At 44.2% G+C, this 21,234-nt stretch carries 18 protein-coding genes; 6 read left to right on the top strand and 12 right to left on the bottom strand.

The genetic code is table 11. The features are described from left to right. Positions 1-114: 114 nt before the first annotated feature. The gene (locus EL84_RS20860; RefSeq protein ID WP_047842952.1) at positions 115-1,665 is read right to left on the bottom strand and encodes a glycoside hydrolase 43 family protein; all 1,551 of its coding nucleotides are present in this window, start codon (positions 1,663-1,665) and stop codon (positions 115-117) included. A 7-nt stretch (positions 1,666-1,672) separates the two neighbouring features. After that, positions 1,673-3,190: a glycoside hydrolase family 43 protein gene (locus tag EL84_RS20855; RefSeq protein ID WP_047842951.1), complete on the bottom strand. Its 1,518-nt coding sequence runs from the start codon at positions 3,188-3,190 to the stop codon at positions 1,673-1,675. Positions 3,191-3,353: 163 nt separating this feature from the next. On the opposite strand from EL84_RS20855, the gene EL84_RS20850 reads away from it, so the two are divergent. Beyond that, positions 3,354-4,223: an AraC family transcriptional regulator gene (locus tag EL84_RS20850; RefSeq protein ID WP_047842950.1), complete on the top strand. Its 870-nt coding sequence runs from the start codon at positions 3,354-3,356 to the stop codon at positions 4,221-4,223. Between the two features lie 121 nt (positions 4,224-4,344). Here the strand turns inward: EL84_RS20850 and EL84_RS20845 are convergent, their stop codons facing one another. From EL84_RS20845 to EL84_RS20830, 4 genes are all read right to left on the bottom strand, one after another. After that, positions 4,345-6,039, bottom strand: coding sequence for an ABC transporter substrate-binding protein (locus EL84_RS20845; protein WP_047842949.1), 1,695 nt, complete (start codon positions 6,037-6,039; stop codon positions 4,345-4,347). 275 nt (positions 6,040-6,314) lie between these two features. Then, a complete protein-coding gene (locus EL84_RS20840; RefSeq protein WP_047842948.1) occupies positions 6,315-6,590 on the bottom strand; it encodes a barstar family protein in 276 nt (91 codons plus the stop codon). 14 nt (positions 6,591-6,604) lie between these two features. Then, positions 6,605-7,039: a ribonuclease domain-containing protein gene (locus EL84_RS20835; protein ID WP_036615937.1), complete on the bottom strand. Its 435-nt coding sequence runs from the start codon at positions 7,037-7,039 to the stop codon at positions 6,605-6,607. 267 nt (positions 7,040-7,306) lie between these two features. After that, a complete protein-coding gene (locus tag EL84_RS20830; RefSeq protein ID WP_082219081.1) occupies positions 7,307-8,068 on the bottom strand; it encodes an alpha/beta hydrolase in 762 nt (253 codons plus the stop codon). Positions 8,069-8,206: 138 nt separating this feature from the next. Here EL84_RS20830 and EL84_RS20825 point away from each other — a divergent pair, with 138 nt between their 5' ends. From EL84_RS20825 to EL84_RS20815, 3 genes are all read left to right on the top strand, one after another. Further along, on the top strand, positions 8,207-8,818 hold the full coding sequence (locus EL84_RS20825) for a TetR/AcrR family transcriptional regulator (RefSeq protein ID WP_036615941.1): 612 nt from the start codon (positions 8,207-8,209) through the stop codon (positions 8,816-8,818). A 27-nt stretch (positions 8,819-8,845) separates the two neighbouring features. Further along, positions 8,846-9,727 (top strand): AraC family transcriptional regulator, encoded by an 882-nt coding sequence (locus tag EL84_RS20820; RefSeq protein ID WP_047842947.1) that lies wholly within the window; start codon positions 8,846-8,848, stop codon positions 9,725-9,727. Between the two features lie 108 nt (positions 9,728-9,835). Then, positions 9,836-11,116 carry a glycoside hydrolase family 27 protein gene (locus EL84_RS20815; RefSeq protein WP_047842946.1) on the top strand — a complete coding sequence of 427 codons (1,281 nt, stop codon included), beginning with the start codon at positions 9,836-9,838 and terminating at the stop codon, positions 11,114-11,116. 58 nt (positions 11,117-11,174) lie between these two features. On the opposite strand, the gene EL84_RS20810 is transcribed toward EL84_RS20815, so the two are convergent. The 4 genes from EL84_RS20810 to EL84_RS20795 form a co-directional block, all read right to left on the bottom strand. Further along, positions 11,175-11,531, bottom strand: coding sequence for a hypothetical protein (locus EL84_RS20810; RefSeq protein WP_047842945.1), 357 nt, complete (start codon positions 11,529-11,531; stop codon positions 11,175-11,177). 121 nt (positions 11,532-11,652) lie between these two features. Further along, positions 11,653-12,381 (bottom strand): amino acid ABC transporter ATP-binding protein, encoded by a 729-nt coding sequence (locus EL84_RS20805; protein WP_036615952.1) that lies wholly within the window; start codon positions 12,379-12,381, stop codon positions 11,653-11,655. After that, positions 12,374-13,819 carry an amino acid ABC transporter substrate-binding protein/permease gene (locus tag EL84_RS20800; protein WP_047842944.1) on the bottom strand — a complete coding sequence of 482 codons (1,446 nt, stop codon included), beginning with the start codon at positions 13,817-13,819 and terminating at the stop codon, positions 12,374-12,376. Before EL84_RS20800 ends, EL84_RS20805 begins: the two co-directional genes overlap by 8 nt. A gap of 343 nt (positions 13,820-14,162) precedes the next feature. Further along, the gene (locus EL84_RS20795; RefSeq protein ID WP_047842943.1) at positions 14,163-16,268 is read right to left on the bottom strand and encodes a serine hydrolase domain-containing protein; all 2,106 of its coding nucleotides are present in this window, start codon (positions 16,266-16,268) and stop codon (positions 14,163-14,165) included. A gap of 285 nt (positions 16,269-16,553) precedes the next feature. Between EL84_RS20795 and EL84_RS20790 the strand changes: the two genes are divergently transcribed. Together EL84_RS20790 and EL84_RS20785 are read left to right on the top strand one after the other, a co-directional pair. After that, positions 16,554-17,984, top strand: a complete 1,431-nt coding sequence (locus EL84_RS20790) for a PLP-dependent aminotransferase family protein (protein ID WP_047842942.1) — start codon at positions 16,554-16,556, stop codon at positions 17,982-17,984. A gap of 45 nt (positions 17,985-18,029) precedes the next feature. Then, positions 18,030-18,650, top strand: a complete 621-nt coding sequence (locus tag EL84_RS20785) for an NAD(P)-dependent oxidoreductase (RefSeq protein ID WP_047842941.1) — start codon at positions 18,030-18,032, stop codon at positions 18,648-18,650. Positions 18,651-18,746: 96 nt separating this feature from the next. On the opposite strand, the gene glyA is transcribed toward EL84_RS20785, so the two are convergent. Both glyA and EL84_RS20775 read right to left on the bottom strand, forming a co-directional pair. After that, positions 18,747-19,991 carry a serine hydroxymethyltransferase gene (gene glyA, locus EL84_RS20780; protein WP_047842940.1) on the bottom strand — a complete coding sequence of 415 codons (1,245 nt, stop codon included), beginning with the start codon at positions 19,989-19,991 and terminating at the stop codon, positions 18,747-18,749. A 25-nt stretch (positions 19,992-20,016) separates the two neighbouring features. Further along, positions 20,017-21,222 (bottom strand): benzoate/H(+) symporter BenE family transporter, encoded by a 1,206-nt coding sequence (locus tag EL84_RS20775; protein ID WP_047842939.1) that lies wholly within the window; start codon positions 21,220-21,222, stop codon positions 20,017-20,019. Positions 21,223-21,234: the final 12 nt, after the last annotated feature.

Raw genomic sequence — 21,234 nt, 5'->3', positions numbered from 1 at the left:
CCCAGTTCGGTTTGAACAACTCTCTTCTCTCTGTCAACTTTAATCCATATCATTGTACAACAACTTGTACTCATTGAATACGAAAAGCCGCCGTTGGGCGGCTTTTACGTATTTTCATTGTTTCTCATCAGGATTAATCACGCGATATTCAAAATTCGAAAAGTCAGCTGTTCCTCCAGCTATTTCAGTTGAATATACAAACAACCCCGTTCGACAACCCATAAAATGATCCAGTTTATATATCATTTTGTGTACAATCCCTATATCTCTCCATTCAGTTCCATCGAAATAGGCAAAAGAGCACTCATCCAGATTGTTCTCAAAATTTCCGAATGCTTTTAGTTTAACTACTGGATCTGATACCGGGATACGTTCATGTTCAGTGGCTGGCTTCTGGTCGATCAGATTGCCAAATATGGTGGAATCCTCACTATCTCTGGCATGCATGACCAAGTAAAACTTGTTATCCTGCTTCGTAAGAGCGATCATACCGTACGAACCGATCAGAAAGCACAACCCGGCATAATCCCCATCATTCAGCCGACTGCCGTCAAGCGTAACTATTGCTTCGCAAGCGGGCCCCATTGAACGCTGGGTTAGTGTGTTGACCGCAAACGTCAGATTTGGGCTGATCTGTCCCGTTCGAACACGATACACCCCCGATTTCTCTGTAACGGACCAAAGTTCATGATTAGGTGTATGATTCCATTGCCAAAAATCACGGAGGCGGATGCTTCCATCTTCCTCGGGTTCATAATTGAAACTGTCGCTACCCACTAACGGGTTATAACGGTGCTCTGGTCTCGTGCTCGGGATATCAATCTGTTTCGGCGCTTTGTTTGCAAAGACCGGTATACCTTGATCAAAGTGTAGCGGAACCAACACAGGAACCCGGCCAACAGCCCCATGATCCTGAAACAGCATTGCATACCAGTCTCCATCCGGCGTATCCACGATACCGCCCTGAGCAACACCTGAATTGAAATAATCCATATCGTCATTGAATACTTCTCCACCAGTGAAGATATCTTCCAGAGAGTCTGCCATATAAAACGCCTGTGTTCTCCGTCCGGAAGCTTTTGTTATATGAATCAGGAACACAATATATTTACCATTGATCTTGTAAAAATGTGCTCCTTCATAACCAAGGTGATGAGGCTGCTCGTCTTTTACAATCAAGCGATGCACTCCACCAGGTTTGGGCCCGGACAGATCAGAGCTTAATTCGGTCAGATAGATCTCGGTATTACCGTACACGAGATAGGCTCGTTCATCATCGTCAAAAAATAAGGAGCAATCATGGTAAAACCCTTCCACGATCTGCTTCTTCCACACTCCCGAGATGGAGGTCGACGTATACAAGTATGTCTTACGGGTATCATTCGCAACAAAGATCACATAGAACATTCCTTGATGATAGCGGAGCGATGCAGCCCACATGCCTTTACTATAAACGTGATGACCATCCACCAGCCGTTGGGCAGGTGTATCGTCCAATGTGTCGTATACATATGTGGCTACTTCCCAATGGATCAGGTCATATGAACGCAGGATGACACATCCCGGCATCATATGCATGGTTGTACTGACCATATAATATGTGTCTTCTACACGAATAACGTCAAGATCCGGGTAATCGGCCCAAATAATCGGATTCGGATACATGCTTCAATTACACCTCATTTTGTCTGTTAAACTTCCATTCTCTTAAAAGGATGGTTGAGCTGTCTGTTGAACTTTTAAGCTTAATATACAAGTCTTGCACACCTTTCGCACCCGTAACATTAGTTGTTAGTTCCATCCAGTGAAGGGATTCGTTCGCAGGCGGAACAATGATTTCTCCAATTAACAGTCCGTCTCCACGATCAAGTCGAAGTTCCAACGTACCTTCGGTTCCTTGATTCGCAATCGTGGCTGTGAAGGTTGTGGGTCCTTCACTTTCAAAGTCCACCTTGGATATAGCTATCCAGCTGTCATTATGCAGTTTAGCGGAGATCATATTCGAATCTGATGCAGACATCTCACCAGAGTCAAGATATTGCTCTGTTGATACTCCGCTACTCCATCCAATCGTTGAACCGCTTACCCGCCCATAAGGATCGAAGCATTTGATTTGATCTACGCCCTGATAATCGGCATGTACCTTCTTGATCTTACCCGTGGCCTCATCATGTTCGACTCGATTCAGATGTGTTGAACGGTAACCTTCGGGAATATCCATGGCTTGGCATAATGTCTGGGCATGATAGGCAATGTACCATTGATCCGATAGTTGAAATATAGCATGGTGATTGTTGCCGCCAATATCAAAAAAGTGTCCTGGATTCTGGAGTAGCGTACCCTGATATGTCCATGGCCCCATTGGCTGAACACTGGTCATATATGCAATCTCACCAGGTGGTGGGCTGTCATCTGGCCGATCACCCTCAATAAAATTGGAACAATACGTAAAGTAGTAACTATTATTATATTTATGTATCCCTGAATCTTCAAACATATAAGGCGCCTGAATAACCTTCGCTTTGCCAACAACGCTGATCATATCGTCTCCCAATCGCATAACTCTTGCCGTATCCGGTCTTTCTGCTTTCCCCTGTGGAATACCACCACCGAAATATATGTAGGCCTGATGATCATCATCTACAATGACAGCCGGATCGAATAGCCAGGTTACTTCCTCCACTCCCGGAGTCTCTCTTGTAATAAGTGCTTTTCCTATAGGGTCTATCCATGGACCTACAGGTGTGGGTGCAGACAGTACACCTATTCCACTGGCATTGTTGGCGAAATAAAGAAAGAAACAGTCCTCTCCATCCAAGATTCGATGAGCAGCTGCCGGGGCCCAGGATTGCGAAGCCCATGTTGCTGCGCCTTGAGGACCAGCCACTCTGATCTCTCCATGATCGGTCCAGTTGATTAAGTCATCCGAAGAAATGACCGTAATCCGGTTGATTGAACTGTAGCTGTTTTTCTGAGGAAGACCGTCCTTATCATATTCCAGCTTATCACTAGTCATATATAAGTAGACTCGATTGTTAAATACTAAAGCATAGGGATCGGCTCCAAATTTGTGGGCCACCAAAGGGTTACCGTTGGGACGAAGCTTTCCAATCTCCCCTGGAATACGCTCCAGATTGGCAGCTTGGTCTTGCTTTTGCTCACCAGCTTGTGGTGTAGAATGATGATTCATCAAAAGAATCCCCCTATAATCGTTTTTAGTTGTGTCTTTTTACGAGAAAGCGTTTGCAATACAAAAGGTATCATGATAGGATGATTACATTTTAAGGTAAGCTGAGTACAATTTCATTGCGTTAACCGCTCTATTTATTGCGTGAAATGACGGGAGGTACTTCATGAGTGGATCCTCTGAGTGTTTTTATGATCCCATCCAGCCTGAGCTCTTATATCTGCACAGCGTAACGACGTATAAGCTGGAAACGATCTATCATCGCCATAATGCATACGAGATCTACCTGTTTCTTCGTGGCAACGTTCACTTTTATGTAGAAAATCGATGTTATCATGTACAGCCTGGCGATCTGCTTGTGATGTCACCCGAGGAGATGCACCGAGCCTTTATTCTGGATGAATCTGATTATGAGCGAATTACAATCAATCTCAAAAAAACATATCTATTTCAGCTTTCCACACCATCAACCAATCTATCGTCATGTTTTGACCATCGCCCCAAAGGAACAGGCAACATCGTACATTTAGACGACGATAACTTGAAACAGATGCTGCAATGTACAAACGAACTGGAAGGATTGCTTGCTTCCGATGCTTACGGCACCGATATCAAAATAAATGCAGCCGTAGCCCAATTGTTGGTCATGATTAACGTCTGGTTTCATAACAATTCCTTTGTTCCTAATGACATTATGCCTGAACTGGTTCGTGAAACCATGGATTATATTGAAACACATCTGAATCAAGACATTACCCTTCGCAAACTTGCCGAAGTGTTCTACATGAACAGTACTTATATCAGCCGCCAGTTCAAAAAGCATACTGGATTGACCATCCGTTCCTACATTTTGGGTCGTCGTATTGAACGGGCCAAATTCCACCTGTCAGAAGGAATGAGTATTACGGATGCATGCTTTCAATCGGGCTTTAGTGACTATGCCAATTTTATTCGCAGTTTTACCAAAATGGTTGGCATCTCCCCCGGTAGATATATCAAACAAAGACGTGATGCAATGGAAGCTTTGCCAAAATAATGACAAGCTCATTCAATGTAAACTAAAAAACATCAAGCCATCCTGCATGGCTCGATGTTTTTTAAGTTCTTGATATACTTCGGATCTGCAAACAGTGCATTACTTTGATTATATCCGCAAGTTAATTGATCTCTTTACCCGTCCACAATCGAACGCGATCTTTAATCCACTCCGTATACTGCTGTTCCATGGCTACTGCACCTGCATTATCAAGTTCGGTAATCATATTGTCGTATATGTCTTCAAAGGCACTCGGAGAGGATGTAATCGCTTCGGCGATCCGTTTCTGAATAATATCCTGCGTTTTCTGATACACAACGTTATAATCCCCGCTATCCGAAGGAATCGGCATATTGTAAGCAGCACCCCACTCTTTCACCGGAAACTCCTTTTCGGAAGGGAACAAGTCCTTCCATGTGGTGATGCCATAGCCTTTCAAAGCTTCTTTTTCCTCATCGGAATAACTTTGCTGAATCTGTTCAGGATAATTCGTTGTATAGTAGTTATCCGTTGAATCTTTGACGCCATCCCCGTAGTGAGCACCAAAAATGTAATACAAGCCTACTCCGGTTTCTTTGGTGAATGTGTTATTGTCTTTGTTTTTACGTTCCTGTACATCGGCTGGGATGGTGCGAACACCGTCTTCCACGTTATATTGCTCGCCTTCAACGCCCCAGTTTCTCAATACTTGCCCTTCTTCAGAAGACATCCAGTCCAAAAATTTAATAGCCCGGACAGGATCTTCACAATCGACAGTTATGCCAATGCCATAACCGTCAAAGCCAATATTCTGGAAATCTTTACGCTGAAAGTTGTCATCTAGCGTGACCGGATAGAATCCGTAGGTCATGTCGTCTTTCCCTGCACTTTTCAAAGCATTTTCCGCATCACTGAATCCCCAGCTTGGATCAAGCAAGGATAACACGCGACCACTGGCGATTTTGGACTTATACTGGTCATCCTTCTGAACAAAACTGTCCTTATCCAGCAAGCCTTCATTGTACATCTTGTTCAACCACCGGAAATATTCCTTCTCCTCGGGACGTTTGTAATGCAGAACGGCTTCGTAGGTGTCCGGATTGATGAAATATTCACCATCTCCAGGTCCTCCAGTAGACATGACAGCGGGATCAGTAACCGTGATCATTCGCCGCCATCCATCTGCACTAAGCGTCAGCGGAATTGTGGGTTGGCCATCATCTGTGGTCGGATGTTTCTCGTAATATTCACGTAGCACTTTTTCGAAATCGTTTAAGGTTTTGATCTCAGGATACCCAAGTTCCTTGACTACACGATGTTGAATGGCGGTACCATTCGTCGCATCAAAGCTGACCTGATCGATTGCACCATTCGTTGGAATCCAATAGATTGAAGGATCGTCATTACTGTATTTCAACCGATTGAAGTGCTCACCGTAGATCTTTTTCAAGTTGGGGGCGTGTTCTTCGATTAGATCCGTCAGATCAATCATTGCCCCGGCATCAACGAGTCTGGTCAAGTTACCTTTGGGGAAAATCAAATCCGGATAATCACCGCTTGCAGCCATCAAGGAAATACGGTCGTTTCCGCCTCCGCTCGAAATATCGAATTCAGCATCAATGCTTACACCGGTTTCTTCCGTAATTTTCTTCCCTACCGCATCCTGCATTTTGTTCCAGTTGGGACTTGCATCTGCGCCGAAGAAGGTAAATGTGATCGGGCTGTTGGGGTCACTCGTATTTGATTCGGAATTCTCTCCAGCATTTCCGCAACCGGCGGAAATTAACACAACACTTGTTACGAGACATGCTCCTAGCACTTTTGATACGGCTCTCATTATTTTTCTGCCCCCTAAATGATGTTAGTCGTAATAACCAATCCAGACATTACGATGGTTCACTTTGAGATAGTATACGCTTACATATTCAACCGTTAGTAAACGACTACAACCCTGCCTACCCTATTCCATGTTTAAAGTATAAGGAAGTCTAATCACCCCAACCTTGATTATTAAGCCATGAAAATAGCATGATCTAGACATGAGTCTCAGTAAAAATGTAAAGACCAAAAAAGCGATGGTTGCCCATCGCCTCATAAAGCCAAGGCTAATTTTCAATAATATAATTCCAACGTAAATCCTTGGATCTCCCCTTCAACTTCCCGCAACAATTCCATTAGTTGGTCAGCGTAATCTCCAAGAATCTCTTTGCTTTTCTCAAAACCAATCCATTGAACAGTAAGCGGCATGCTTACAGCCCCAGTTAAGACATCCCATAGTGCGTCCAAATTGCCTCCATAGCTCTCGTCTAACTCAAGCTGGTTCTGCAAAATTTGATGAAGCTCTTCCTTGCTGTGAAAGTCGTTTCCGTTAATCTGAATGATGCTCATATCATTTCCTCCGTTTATTTTAACTGTTCAAATGACTTATAATGATCTGTCGTCTGGTAGATTAGACCGTCATTCGAGTATAGAATTCGGTCGCTTCCGCGCCGTCCTCCTGAGTAATTTATATCGGCTTCGTACCAGATCCGGCCTTTTTTGTTGGGGAGTAATCCTTCCCGGTTCCTGAACACGTCGCCGCCGATGCTTTTGCCTGGAGCAACTTCTCGCAGGTTACCTTCGCTTGGTTCCCATCCCAGATCTCTTGCCTCTTTCTTGGTAATATAATTTGGCGGGAGTTCATTGTGCTCCGAGATATAGTCGGCAACCTCATCAAATCCCATATCCTCCGAAACTTGAGGTGATCCAAGATCACGCAAAGACTCTGACGTACAACCTGAGAACAATAATGCAGCGAGGATGATCACTAACGTGTAAGCAAATTTTCTGAAAAACATAATCTTTTCTCCTTTTGATGTTCTTGCTCTTGCTGTCTTCCGTTTTGGTGCTATTTCGATGACAATGCTTCTAATGTTAACGATTTGTGGTAATTAAAGCAATTCTGTAAGCCTATTATGGAGTTGAAATTCAATCAATTATAGCTGTTGCCTTGCTCCATTGAAGCATTATTTTTATTCTACAACAAAAAAAGCCGCTAAAATAGCGACTTTAATCGTACGACGATCATTACCATTCAACACATTCATTTCATTTAATAGTTTAATTTAATGTAATGTATCCATCCAGTTCTCCAGTGCTACAACAACCTCTTCCAACTGCTTTTCTTCTGTAATTGCAGGTTGATTATCTCCTTTTTGCATGCCGTATGAGCCAAATTGACCGTGATTTCCACCCTCAATACTCACATATGTCGTGTCTTCCGGAAGATTTGCTTTGGAGTTCTCCCAGTCTTCCCTGTTAAGCACTCCGTCATCCGAGCCTGTAATCTGTAAGATAGACAAGTCCGTATTCTTTACGCTCCCCCCTTCATCTGCATAAGAAGCCAAGAAAAAGACACCTTCCAACTTCTCATTGTGCTCCGCAGCATACCGTGAGGCAAATGACCCTCCCAAAGAATGGCCACCAATAACAAACGCTTCGTCAGGATGTTCCTCGATAAAGGAATCAGCCTTGTTTTGACCGAAAATCGCCAAGTTTATTGGCATGTTCGCGATATATACGCGGTGACCCTGTTCTGCCATTTCTCTGGCAAGTGGAGAATAACTTTCAGGTTCAACCAGACCACCTGGATAAAAAATAATATTCGGTTTGGTTATCTCTGTACCCACCGGTTCAAATCGGTAACCGTCCTTAATCTTGGCGACAATAACCTGAGCATCACTTGTCATCGCCGTTTCAGCTCGCTCAGTCGGACTATACGTAACCGAATTGAGATATACGTAAACGCCGGCCACGATGATAACAATGGACAAGATGGTCCACATAATTATTTTCTTCCATTTGTTAGTACGTTGTGCTGTTTTCAACCTTAAAACCACCTTAGTATGAGGATAATGATATGCCTTTTTTAACTCTTCATAATTATACTTACCGGTAAGTATAATTACAAGATGATTTTGCTTACTATCGTTATTTGTCATAAAATATTCATGGAGGGAAGTCCAATGACAGAAAAATCACCTAAACGATTGCCTGGAAGACCCAAACATGGCAACGACGATATCTCAATTCAGCAAACCATTATTCAAACCGCTTCACAGTTATTCATGGAGTATGGCTACGAAACAGTCACGCTTCAGCAAATTGGCAAAACATGTAGCGTGTCAAAACCAACCATTTATTATCATTTCACCAGCAAACCCGAGCTTTTTAAGGTTGCCTTTACAACGATGTTACAGAATGTGAGCCGGTTAACCTCGCATATCCTTGATCAAGCCGAGAATCTGGAGTCGGGGCTTGTGCGTCTGGCAGAGGCCAGACTGGGAAATCCACATGCGGAGATTGAAACCATGCTCAGAGAAGCTGAGCCTTTTCTTGAACCAGCTCAAATTCAGGATATACGCAACGCGGAGCATCAGATTCATGAAGTGTTAGCCTCCCATTTCCAACGGGCAATGGATGAAAACAGACTACGAACGGACGATCCATTTTTCCTGGCAGAGACCTTCTCGACATTGATGTTAATGGGAAATCGGGAAGATAACCTGCATAAATATGGTTCCAATCTTTCATTGGGCCAAAAGCTAGTAGATATTTTCATTCGCGGAGCACAGTAAAAATTCAGGGCAACAAGGAGAGCTGACATGAATATCCCTAGAGGAACCTATGGGTTTCGATTCGCGGAAGACAAGGAGCTCCAATTGTGTGTACTATATGCGGCTGGATGTGATTCAATAACCGATCCTTCTTATCATTGGGATGGACTCGAACGTTCGGACGGGCCTCTCCTGTTATTCCAATATACAGTCTCGGGTGAAGGTGTATTTGAGTCGAATAATCGCATTCATCATGTTACCGCAGGACAAGCTTTTTTGGCAGAAATTCCAGGGCCACATCGCTATTACTACCATTCAGCATCAAAAGAGCCTTGGGAGTTTCTGTTCCTGCTGTTCAAGCCCACTCTTATTCTGCCCCATTGGAGAAAATTTCTTCGTGAAGCGGGAGAAGTTCCCTATCTTCCCGCTGATTGTACACCCATCCGACTGTTGCGGATGATCGTGACTGATGCGGCGGCAGGCAGAATCACTGATCCTCTGATCGCATCATCCAGCGTATATCAGTTCATGACAGAATTGACTCGATTACAGAAAACAACATTGCGCAACAGGGAGAATTGGTCTGAAAACATTCAAATAGCCGTTGAATACATAGAAAACAACTACTCCAAGATGATCAGTATCGATCACCTAGCGGAGCATGTTTCCCTTTCCAAATATCACTTTATACGTCGCTTTTCCTCCAGTACGGGCTTGACGCCTGGTGCTTATCTAACCCGTGTACGTACCGAGAAAGCAATGGAACTGCTGCGCGGAACTTCTCTTAGCATTGAAGTCATCGCCGAGCAAGTCGGGTATTCCAGCGGAAGTTATTTTATCAAAGCCTTTCGCAGCATAACAGGCGTTACGCCAGGTGAATTTCGTAGTGGCGGAGAAAGCCTTGTGTACCGTAAATTGTTCTTCGATTAACCGCAATATTTTGCTATTCGACACTCAACATTACTGTAGATATTAATAAAATCCTTTATTATGATGAATTGAGCGAGAGCAATAATTAATCCATAAAGGAGCATTCCCATGAATCATACACTTGCAGCATCAACTCCACCGCTTGGCTGGAACAGCTGGGATTGTTACGGCGCAGCCGTTACGGAAGACGAAATTCGTGGCAACGCCGAGTACATGGCAGAACATCTTAAAGACTTCGGCTGGAGCTATATTACGGTCGACATTCAATGGTACGAGCCTTTGGCCAATTCTTCACAATATCGTCCGTTCGTTCCACTCATCATGGATGAATATTCGCGGCTTATGCCTGCCGAGAATCGGTTTCCCTCCGCTGCAGGTGGACAGGGATTCAAGCCATTAGCCGACTACGTTCATAGTCTGGGGCTGCAATTCGGCATTCACATCATGCGCGGTATCCCACGTCAAGCTGCACATGCTGGGACTCCGATCCTGGGAACAACCGCCACTGCGCGCGATATTGCTCATCCGAACTCCATCTGTCCCTGGAATACGGATATGTATGGTGTTGATAGCTCAAAAGAAGGCGCACAAGCCTACTACGATTCGCTTTTTGAACTGTATGCACAATGGGGCGTTGACTTGGTGAAGGTTGACGATATTGCTGCTTCAAGGCTCTATGACACCCATCAACCTGAGATCGAAATGATATCCAAAGCGATTGAGCGCTCCGGTCGGCCCATGGTACTAAGTCTCTCTCCTGGCCCTGCTCCAGTAGAATACTCAGAATTCTTGGCTGATCATGCCAACATGTGGCGTGTCACGGACGACTTCTGGGACCTCTGGCCACTGTTATTGGATATGTTCGACCGCTGCCGGACGTGGCAGAGCGTTCCCAAAGCAGGCTGCTGGCCAGACTGTGATATGTTGCCTTTGGGTCATATCGGTATCCGTTCTGTAGACGGTGGTGGAGCAGATCGCTGGACTCGGTTCACACCTGACGAGCAGTTGACGATGATGTCACTGTGGAGCATCTTCCGTTCCCCGCTCATCTTTGGTGGTGAACTGCGAGATAACGATGACTGGACACTATCCCTGCTAACTAATCGTGAGGTTCTACGAATGCATCGCGAGAGTTACGGAGCCAGAGAAGCCTTACGCAAAGAAGATCTTATTGTGTGGACTGCCCAGCATACGGATGGTTCCTCGTACGTCGCTGTGTTCAACATTGGCGAGAATGCTCTACCTGTGGATCTGTCCATTGATGAGGTCGGACTGTCCGGCATTACTGAAGGTACCGAATTGTGGAGCCAAGAAGCAGCTCAATTAACAGAGAATTCCTTAGTTACTACTGTACCTGTGCACGGTGTGCGTCTCTATCGGTTTTCCTAAGCTTGCAAAAGAAAAAGAGAGGTCTGTCGTTCATTAGACAGACCTCTCTCTCATTTCATCAGTATGTATCCATGGCTTGAACGGCCAGATGAAATGCTTTAATCCTTCTTTCTAGAAGAGTCTTTTGTGGGCTACCTTCTTTGGAATTGGCATACATGCTCTCTAGAGATGGGAACAATCCCATCAAGACAAGACGAGCTTCTGCGATATCTTCCTCCGTGTAGGGATGAGATTTCTGATTCCATACCTTTTCCAACAGTGCTAGGCCGATGTATAAAGCTTGGAGACGTTTCTTTAACAATGTTGTATTATTCCTTTTCTGAGTCATATTCACTAAGGCATTTTCCGATTTGCGGATGGTTGATTGAAAGGCTTTAATGGATTGCAGTTGATCTTCTTGTGACACGTTTTCCATAGAGTATAGACCTCACTTTCTTGGCTTAGTTTGTTCGGTCTTTCTATTAAATCACCTCATAAATATAACAAAAAAAGCCGCTAAAATAGCGACTTTCAATGTATTCATTCTCGATTCAGTGCTAGAGTACCTTTTCCAAAAAGCTGATCGTCCGTTCATTCTTCGGATTTCCAAATATCTCTTCAGGAGTGCCCTGCTCGACAATATAACCACCGTCCATGAAGATCACACGATCAGCTACTTCACGAGCAAAACCCATCTCATGGGTAACAATCATCATCGTCATGCCTTCGCTCGCGAGGTCCTTCATAACACCGAGGACTTCTCCTACCATCTCAGGGTCAAGCGCCGACGTCGGTTCATCAAATAACATAACATCCGGATTCATAGCAAGCGCACGAGCGATAGCTACACGTTGTTTTTGTCCACCTGACAGTTGTGTTGGGAAGCTCTCTGCTTTATCAGACAGACCCACACGCTCAAGTAATTTGAGTGCTGTATCACGAGCCTGCTGTGCATTTAATATCCCGAGTTCTCTGGGCGCAAACATGATGTTTTTAAGCACACTAAAATGAGGGAACAAGTTAAAATGTTGAAATACCATTCCAATATTTTCGCGAGCTTTGTTCAGGTTGGTTTTAGGGTCATTCAGATCCTGATCATCCACAATAACCCGGCCTGCCGTAATCACATCTAATTGGTTAATGCAGCGCAAGAAGGTACTTTTTCCCGAACCGGAAGGCCCGATGACACAGACAACTTCTCCTTCGTTGACCGCCACATCAATTCCCTTGAGGACCTGATTCGAGCCGAAACTTTTCTTCAAACCTTCAACTTTTATTTTAGCCACGACGAATCTTCACCTCCAGATAATCAGCAATTTTGGTCAATGTGATGATGACAATCAGGTACATAACCGCAACCGTTAACCAAATGTCAAAAGAGGAGAACGTTCTTGCAATAACAATTTTACCCGATTGTGTCAACTCTACGAGACCAATAACGGATAAGATTGACGTATCCTTCAACGTGATAACCATCTGGTTAATGAAGGACGGAATCATAACCCGCACTGCCTGTGGAATAACGATCTTTATCATCGCTTTGCGATAAGGAATGCCCAATGAACGGGCAGCTTCCATCTGACCACGATCAATCGATTGAATCCCGCCTCGGATAATCTCGGTTACGTACGCCCCTGCATTCAGACTAAGTGTCAGAATAGCCGCCAGGAACAATGGCATCGTGAAGCCCATCGCCTGTGGAATCCCGAAATAGATAAAGAATGCCAGGACAATCAGCGGAATACCGCGGAAGATATCCACAAATACGGTGGCAACAACTCGAAGGAATTTGTTCTGTCCCACCTTCATGAATCCGAAAATCAGACCGATGATAAACGCGAAGAACAGGGACACAATCGTGTATAAAAGTGTTTTTCCCAGACCTTTAAAAAGTGCAGGAAGAGATTTCTGTATTAACTCCCAACGCCCCAGATTTGCGACTTGGGAATTCTCTCCAACATATTCTTCGATAATGCGCTTGTACTCACCGTTTGCTTTGATATTCACAAGACCAGCATTGAACATCTCCAGAAGTTCCTGATTTTTACCCTTACTTACCGCAAATCCGTAGGAAGCCCCGTCTTCTTTGGCGGTAACGATTTTTAAACCATTATTCTGCTTTACCCCATACCTTAGAACGGGTTCATCTTCAAAACAGGCCACCGAATTACCGGTCTTTACATCATCATACATTTGATATGATTCATCGAATGGGACAACGGTAAAGCCATATTTTGAGGCGATGGACTCAGCAAAGCTGTACCCTTCTGTTCCCGTTTTTACAGCGACCTTTTTACCACGAAGATCTTCGTAACTTTTAATGGTATCATTATTGGAACTAATCCCCATAACAACGCCTGAATCATAATATGGCTCTGAAAAATCAAATTTCGCTTTTCGCTCATCCGTAATACTCATCCCTGCGATCACACCATCGACTTGATTCGCCTCAAGTGCCTGTACAGCCGCGTTAAATCCCAGGGATTTGATTTGATACTTGAAATTTTGATCTTTGGCGATGGCATCCAGCAAATCCATGTCGATACCAACAAAATCACCATTCTCATCTTCATATTCGAATGGAGCAAATGTGACATCAGTTCCGATAACATAGGTTTTACCGGAATCGGACGCTGCGGCAGCGTTCCCTACCCATCCTGATAGACCGCTCACCAGGAGCAGCATCAGTGAAAGTATAAAAAATGAGATCTTCGTTGTTTTCATGTGTCCTCCCCGTCTCGGTATTGTCCGAATAATCATTATTTTCTTTGGAATCGGTATTACGGTTATGCTTTTTGTCGATCTTCTGCCCATTTGATTGTTATTATTTACTGTATATTAACAATCAATGCTTTGCCTTTCCACTTGCAACATTTTCCTCCATCATTTTTTTCCAACCAGTAAAAGTCCTTTTAATACTTACCCTTTAGGTAAGCTTCGCGAAACCCAATATTACATTGTGAATCTGAAAAAAGGTACATTTACTTTAAAACGTATTATTTAAAATTTAAAACTCAAAAAAGCCGCGATTTCCGCGACTTTTTATTGTACAGTTTTTTATAATCTATTAATTTGCTCTGGTTGTCAATACAATCTCGAACTTCGAACCAGCTTCACCCGCGAATACAATAGTTCCGTTCTCAGGCAATACAATTTCGTTTTGTCCACTGACCACTGTATGATTAATGCCTATGCCAGCTTGGTTATATACAGCAAATGCGCTGTTTGCAGACATCTTGACCGTCATTTCTTTACCTGCAGCTGATGCAGGAATCGAATACCATGTGGCATGACCATTTGCCTGAATCGTTGTCTTCGATTGTTTTCCCGCATAGATCGGTTTGATGATGTCTTGAGCAGCATAAACGTTGCCTCCAGCTGTAACATATTCCACGCCATTTTCCTCATAGAAATTAAACTCCATCGTGTCACGGCCCGCCAATCCAGGAATTTGCAATTGGTTCACAGCTTGGTTAGCTCCAACGATTTTATTCGTGTAGACATAACCAGGTAGCTCATTAACAGTATGAATGGGAATCATCGGCATTGCTGCGTTGTACAGTGTTGATGTGTATTTTTCATTGACCAACACGTAGGCTTTGCCTTCCCGTTTCTGCCATGCGGCCTTTACTTCTTCCGATAATTCATTGGTTTCAAGCTTTTCTGCCTTATATTCAGAAGAAGCAACTTGCCCAAGCCCAGGAACAGACTGATACGAGCGAGACCACAAATATGTGTTCCCGTTGACTTCCTGAACGAACTTCAGCTTTTCCGTAGCCGCATCATTAACAAATGAGCCATCAGGGGTGTACGTATAGGTCTGATCAGGACTGTTAGGAGTCGACAGATTAGATAGCGTTAATTGCCCATCATCTTTTACGTCCATCTTCATTAACATGTTTGCCCCACCCGCGTACATGCCTGTGTGCTGTGTAAGTTCCTTCGGCATGGTTGTTTTCACCGGTGCATCATGTGACTTCTCCGGTTTACGCTCTGGAATGATATTCTTCTCCTCAAGCGCACTAAGCAACAGCTCAGTTGCCAGCAATTGATCCGTTGAACTATGACCACCCGAAGAGGTTACGGCAGCAGCCATATTATACTCCGGAAGTACAATCAATGAGGAATGATAGGTTATTGTATTGCCACCTTTGCTTACTGCCTGGATGCCGTAATCATTAAAAGGAAACAGGTTCACGCTGTCCCAGCCCAGGCCGTAACCAATAGAAGAATCGCCTTCTTCTGGCCACATGCCTCTCTTGTATTCTTCTTGCTCCATGGCCTCTACGGATTCCTCCGAAAGAACACCTTCAACCTCACCTGTAAAGATTTTCGAGAACTGAACCAGATCTTCAGCGGTGGAATAGATGCCTCCCGAGGCAATCATATTTGTAGTCTCTAATGGAAGTTGCTCCTCATCCGAAGGGGCATATGTTGCTGCCATCTTGCTAAGCTCTACAATATCCTGCGGTGTTTTGGTATGCTCCATACCAAGAGGCTCGGTTATGTACCGGTGCATGAAAGTTGTGAAGTCCATGCCACTGACCCGCTCAACCAAAATTTCAGCTAATGTAAAACCGTCATTACTATACACCGAGTATGCGCCAGGATCGGCCTTCAGATGTTGCGTCGCCAATTGTTCCAATAACGTATCATGTGCATGGGTATCATTATCTCCAAACAGTATTGCACTGTTACTTGACGTTCCGAGAAGTCCGGATGAATGATTCAGTAACATGCGTGGTGTAATCTGTTGGTAACGCTTGTCTTTCATTTTAAAGTCCGGAATATACTTCTCGACAGGATCATCAAGATCGATCTTGCCCTGGTCCACTAGCTTCATTACGGCGGTTGTGAGCATCATTTTGCTGGTTGAACCAATGCCATACATGGTATCTGAAGAAAGCGGGATGTTGTTTATCAGGTCATTTTTGCCCGCCTGACCGGAGATCACAATCTCGCCCTCATCCATCAGTGCGTATTGCACACTTGTCGTAGCGTATGATTCAGTGAGTACCTTGGCCTTTGCACTTACTGCCTTTTTAGTTAGATCATACGTAGAGCTACTACCGTTACTGGTAGCGGGTGTGGCCATGGCCGACATTGGGGACATCATTGCAAACACCAAAGTTATGGCGGCGATAGACGTTCGTTTCTTTCGTGTCAATCTCATCTTCTCCTGTCTAGTCTATGGATTAGGAATCTCTGTGTTCGTACTCCCGTAGTGTAACCGAAGAAGATGAACTGTCTGTGGCTTGAATATGAATCGAGTATGAACCAAGCAGGACCGACCAAAATAGGTTGGACACACGGTAAAAATCGCTTTAGTTCAGCTTTGTTTTGTTTGCAAATTAAACTTTTGCTATAATGGTATATCAATCAATGGAGTGCCAGTAAGATGGCTAAGCACATAAATAAATGCAATCCATAATTCACCATGAGTAATGGAGTTGAAGCAATGCTAAAAGTTAATCGGAATGACCAACGCCCGATCTGGCAGCAACTTTTGGATCAAGCGATTCATAATATCACAACCGGGAAATGGCAACCAGGCGAATTGCTGCTCCCCTCACGCGAACTTGCTCAATTAATTGGTGTTTCACGCTCAACCATACAGATTGTGTACGAGGAATTATTCAGTCGAGGGTATACGGTAACCTCCCGACGAGCCGGGACAAGAGTTAGTGATTGGACATATGCACCTCGCTCATCAGAAGGCATCACGATGCAAGGGCCTATTCCGCCCGATCTGCCTACACTAAACGAATCGATTGGTCATCTGCATAGTTGGTTTGGCAATAGAGACAATCGCAAAATAGAAATTGATTTTAATCCCCACGAGCCTTATCTGGATGAAAGTTTCACAAAAGCCTGGAGGCAATCCTTTTTACAAGCTTCTACTGAACCCAATCTGGATCTTTGGGCTTATGGCGATGCCAGAGGGTTATTGGCGTTAAGAGAGCAGATTCAACGTTATTTGTCACTTGAACGAGGCATTCATATCGATGTTGATCAAATCTTGTTAACCTCAGGTGCACAACATAGCATTGATTTAATTGCCCAGGCTCTCTTAAGTGAGGGAGACAGAGTTTCGGTTGAAGATCCCGGCTTCCCTGCCGCTTGGATGGCGATGAAATACCGCCGGATGCAAGTCGATCCCGTTCCGGTTGATGAGTATGGATTATGTGTAGATCATATTCACCCACAGACAAAACTCGTATTTGTCACACCTTCTCATCAATGCGCCGTTGGTGTTATTATGTCGGAGCCACGCAGGCAACAATTGATGCACTTGGCAGCTCATCATCGATATTGGATTGTTGAGGATGACTACGATAGCGAATTTAGGTACCGTGGAGATCCACTTCCAACTATATTTAGTCAGCAACCTCAGAATACGCTTTATATGATGAGTTTTTCCAAAATGGTTGCACCTGGCATTCGACTATCCGCTATCATCGGCCCCAAAATAGCCATCGATCGCCTTACCCAAGTTCATGAATTAACCTATCGTCATCTGCCGATTATGGAACAATTAACGCTAACTCATTTTATTGAGCGTGGTCATTTTATGCGCCATATGAGAAGAGTTCGGAACATATATCGACGCAGACACGAAGTCATGACCAAAGCCATTGTTGCTTCTGGGTTAGGCTCACGATTTACATTAAGTGGTGTGGAAACGGGATTACATATGCTTCTAGAATCTGAAACGTCATTTGACGAAGAAGCGGTGACAAATGCTGCTCTTGATCAAGGTGTACGCGTGTATCCGCTTAGTAGATATTGCTTGGAGAGTCATCGAAAAGGATGGATATTAGGTTTTGCGAAAGTGGATGAGGAGCAGATTGAGGAAGGCATACATCGGCTTGCAAAGATTGTATTATGATGGAGAACATGCTCTGCAATCGGATTCGAAAGGATGTTTTTTGTAATGAAAATTTTAGTGTTAGGAGCCACCGGACGGGTTGGAAGTCATTTCGTCTCCAATGCCCTACGTTCCAATCATCATGTAACTGCACTGGTTAGAAGCCCGGAAAAGGTACAAATCAACGATGACAATTTCGTTCTACATCAAGGAAACGCTTTAGTCAAAGAGGATATTCATCACGCCATACAGGGTGTGGATCTCGTTGTTAGTTCCTTAAGTACCGATGGAACGACTACATTATCGCAATCCATGGGACATATTGTTGAGGCTATGGCTCAGGAGCGTATCAAAAGAATCATTACCATTGGTACCGCAGGAATATTGGAAAGTCGAACGGATCCTGGCTTGCTTCGTTTTCAATCCCCTGAGTCCAAACGTAAGTCCACGCGAGCAGCTGAAGAGCATCTGGAGATGTACAACATTCTGAAGGCTTCAGAGTTAGAATGGACCATCGTGTGTCCTACCTACTTATTTGATGGAGAATCTCTTGGTAAGTACCGGGTTGAGCGCGACTATTTGCCTGACGGTGGAACTTCTATATCTGTAATCGATACTGCGGAGTTTGCTTATCAGCAATTAATGTCTGATGAGTATGTACAGTCTCGTGTAGGTATAGCCTACTAGGGCTGTCTTAAGTTTCAATATAAACAAGCACATTACGAGCCTGCAATTGTTATCCATTAGGAACAATTGCAGGCTCTATTTGTGTCTGCTGTTGAGCTATTTAAGCCCTTCATATAGAGGAAATTGCGAAGTGATTTCACGGACACTACCTAATATTTGATTTTTCACATCCGAGTTCTTTGGATTTTTAAAAGCAAGCCCTATCAGCTGAGCAATTTCTTTCATTTCCCTGGCTCCAAGCCCTCTTGAAGTCATAGCCGGAGTTCCAAAACGAATACCGCTTGTAACCAAAGGACTTTCCGTATCGTGAGGAATTGCATTTTTATTCGCCGTAATCCCTACTTCATCCAGTAAAGCTTCGGCTTCTTTGCCTGTAAGGCCCATAGTTCGTAAGTCAACCAACACGATATGATTATCTGTTCCTCCCGATACAAGGGTAAGTCCTTCATTCATTAAAGTTTCTGCCAATACGTTGGCGTTATTCAGAACACCTTCAATATATGTTGTGAACTCGGTTTGCAATGCCTCGCCTAATGCCACCGCTTTCCCCGCGATAACGTGCATGAATGGCCCGCCCTGAGTCCCCGGGAATACAGCTTTGTCTATCGCCTTTGCCCAGGACTCCCGGCACAAAATGGCTCCCCCTCGTGGTCCTCGTAAGGTCTTGTGTGTGGTGGTTGAAACAAAATGGGCATGTGGTACCGGGTTAGGATGTAAACCTGCCGCAACAATTCCTGCTATATGCGCCATATCTACAAAGAAAAGAGCTCCCACTTCGGCGGCAATCTGGGCAAATAATTCAAACTCAATGGTCCGCGGGTATGCACTTCCACCTGCAACAATCATGCGTGGACGATACTTATAAGCAAGTTTACGTACTTCGTCAAAGTCAATGCGGCCCGTCTGTGCATCGACACCATATGAAACAAAATTGTAAAACCTACCTGAAAAATTAACAGTACTTCCGTGGGTTAGATGACCACCCTGGGATAGATTCATGCCAAGTATTGTGTCCCCAATCTCAACCGAGGCAAAATATACTGCCATGTTGGCCTGAGAACCGGAGTGAGGCTGCACATTCGCATGTTCAGCGCCAAAAAGTGCTTTAAGGCGGCTATTTGCTATCTCTTCGACTGTATCCACATGCTCACACCCGCCATAATATCTTCTGCCCGGATACCCCTCCGCATATTTATTGGTCAATACCGAACCTGTTGCTTCCATCACAGCTTGACTTACAAAATTCTCTGATGCAATCAGTTCTATCTTATCCCGCTGCCTTCCAAGCTCTTGCTGGACAGCCATTCCTATTACTTTATCTTGCTTCTCCAAATGTTTCATGAACATCTTCCTCTCCATATTACGGTTATTTATTCGTTCCAAGTTGTTTTTTGGGAAATTTACTATTCATCAGTAGATGTGCCATCATTCCTGCAAACAGTCCCCAAAATGCACCACCCACACCAAGCAAAGTCACATTCGCTGCTGTCGCCAAAAACGTAATCAATGCAGTTTCACGTCCCTTAGGGTCCGTTAATGCATTGGCAAGACTGCCACCGATCGTTCCAAGTAAGGCTAATCCCGCTAATGTTGCAATAAAGGTAGCAGGAAGAATCAAAAACAGAGCAGCCAATGTTACGCCAAAAATGCCGACAAAAATATAAAAAACACCACAAGCAATACCTGCAATATAACGTTTGGTTGAATCCTCATGTGCATCCTTTCCTGTACAAATCGCTGCTGTAATAGCTGCCACATTAAAAGCATGTGATCCGAATGGGGCTGCAAGAAGCGAACCCAAACCTGTTACAGCTAAAATAGGATTGGCACTTGTCTTGAATCCATCATTACGCAGAACAAGCATTCCGGGCATATACTGCCCTGTCAAGGTAATAATGAACAGCGGTAGCGCAACGCCAAGTAAGGCGTTTAACGAAAACGCTGGAACAACAAATACAGGCGATGCTACAGCCAATTGGATTGTACTGAAGTCTGTTTTCCCCATGCATATCAAATAAATCAAACCGATTGCCAATATGCCAACAATGGCGTAACGGGAAGTAAACCTTCTTAGCACGATATAGCCTGCAAACAGTACAATCACAAGCAAAGGATCTACCTTCGCCCCTCCAAAGGCCGAAATACCAAACTGTAGCAAAATACCTGCTAACAATCCGGAGGCGATGCCTGGGGGAATAAGTCGAACGAAACGTTCAAACATGCCTGACAAACCTAAAATAATAAATCCGACTGCTGAAATCATGTAAGCGCCAATAGCTTCTGGATAAGGGGTTAGCGCTAATGCTGAAACGAGAAACGCCACACCCGGTGTAGACCAGGCTGTAATAATCGGTTCCTTATATCGATAACTGAGCCAAATTCCTGTTACTCCTACCCCAATCGAGATGGACCAAATCCAGGAAGCGGTCATTTCCGGGCTTAAACCAGCGACTTTTGCAGCTTGAAAAACAAGGATAAACGTACCCCCGTAATTAACAATTACGGATATTAAAGCGGCGATCACCGGCGATATCAAATCACGGCCACGTAACGAAGGGGATGCTGTCTTCATATTTAACACTAC

This window comes from Paenibacillus sp. VT-400 (assembly GCF_001029205.1).
In the GTDB taxonomy this organism is placed as follows: Bacteria; Bacillota; Bacilli; order Paenibacillales; family Paenibacillaceae; genus Paenibacillus; species Paenibacillus amylolyticus.
This window is presented reverse-complemented; position numbering and strand designations above follow the sequence as displayed.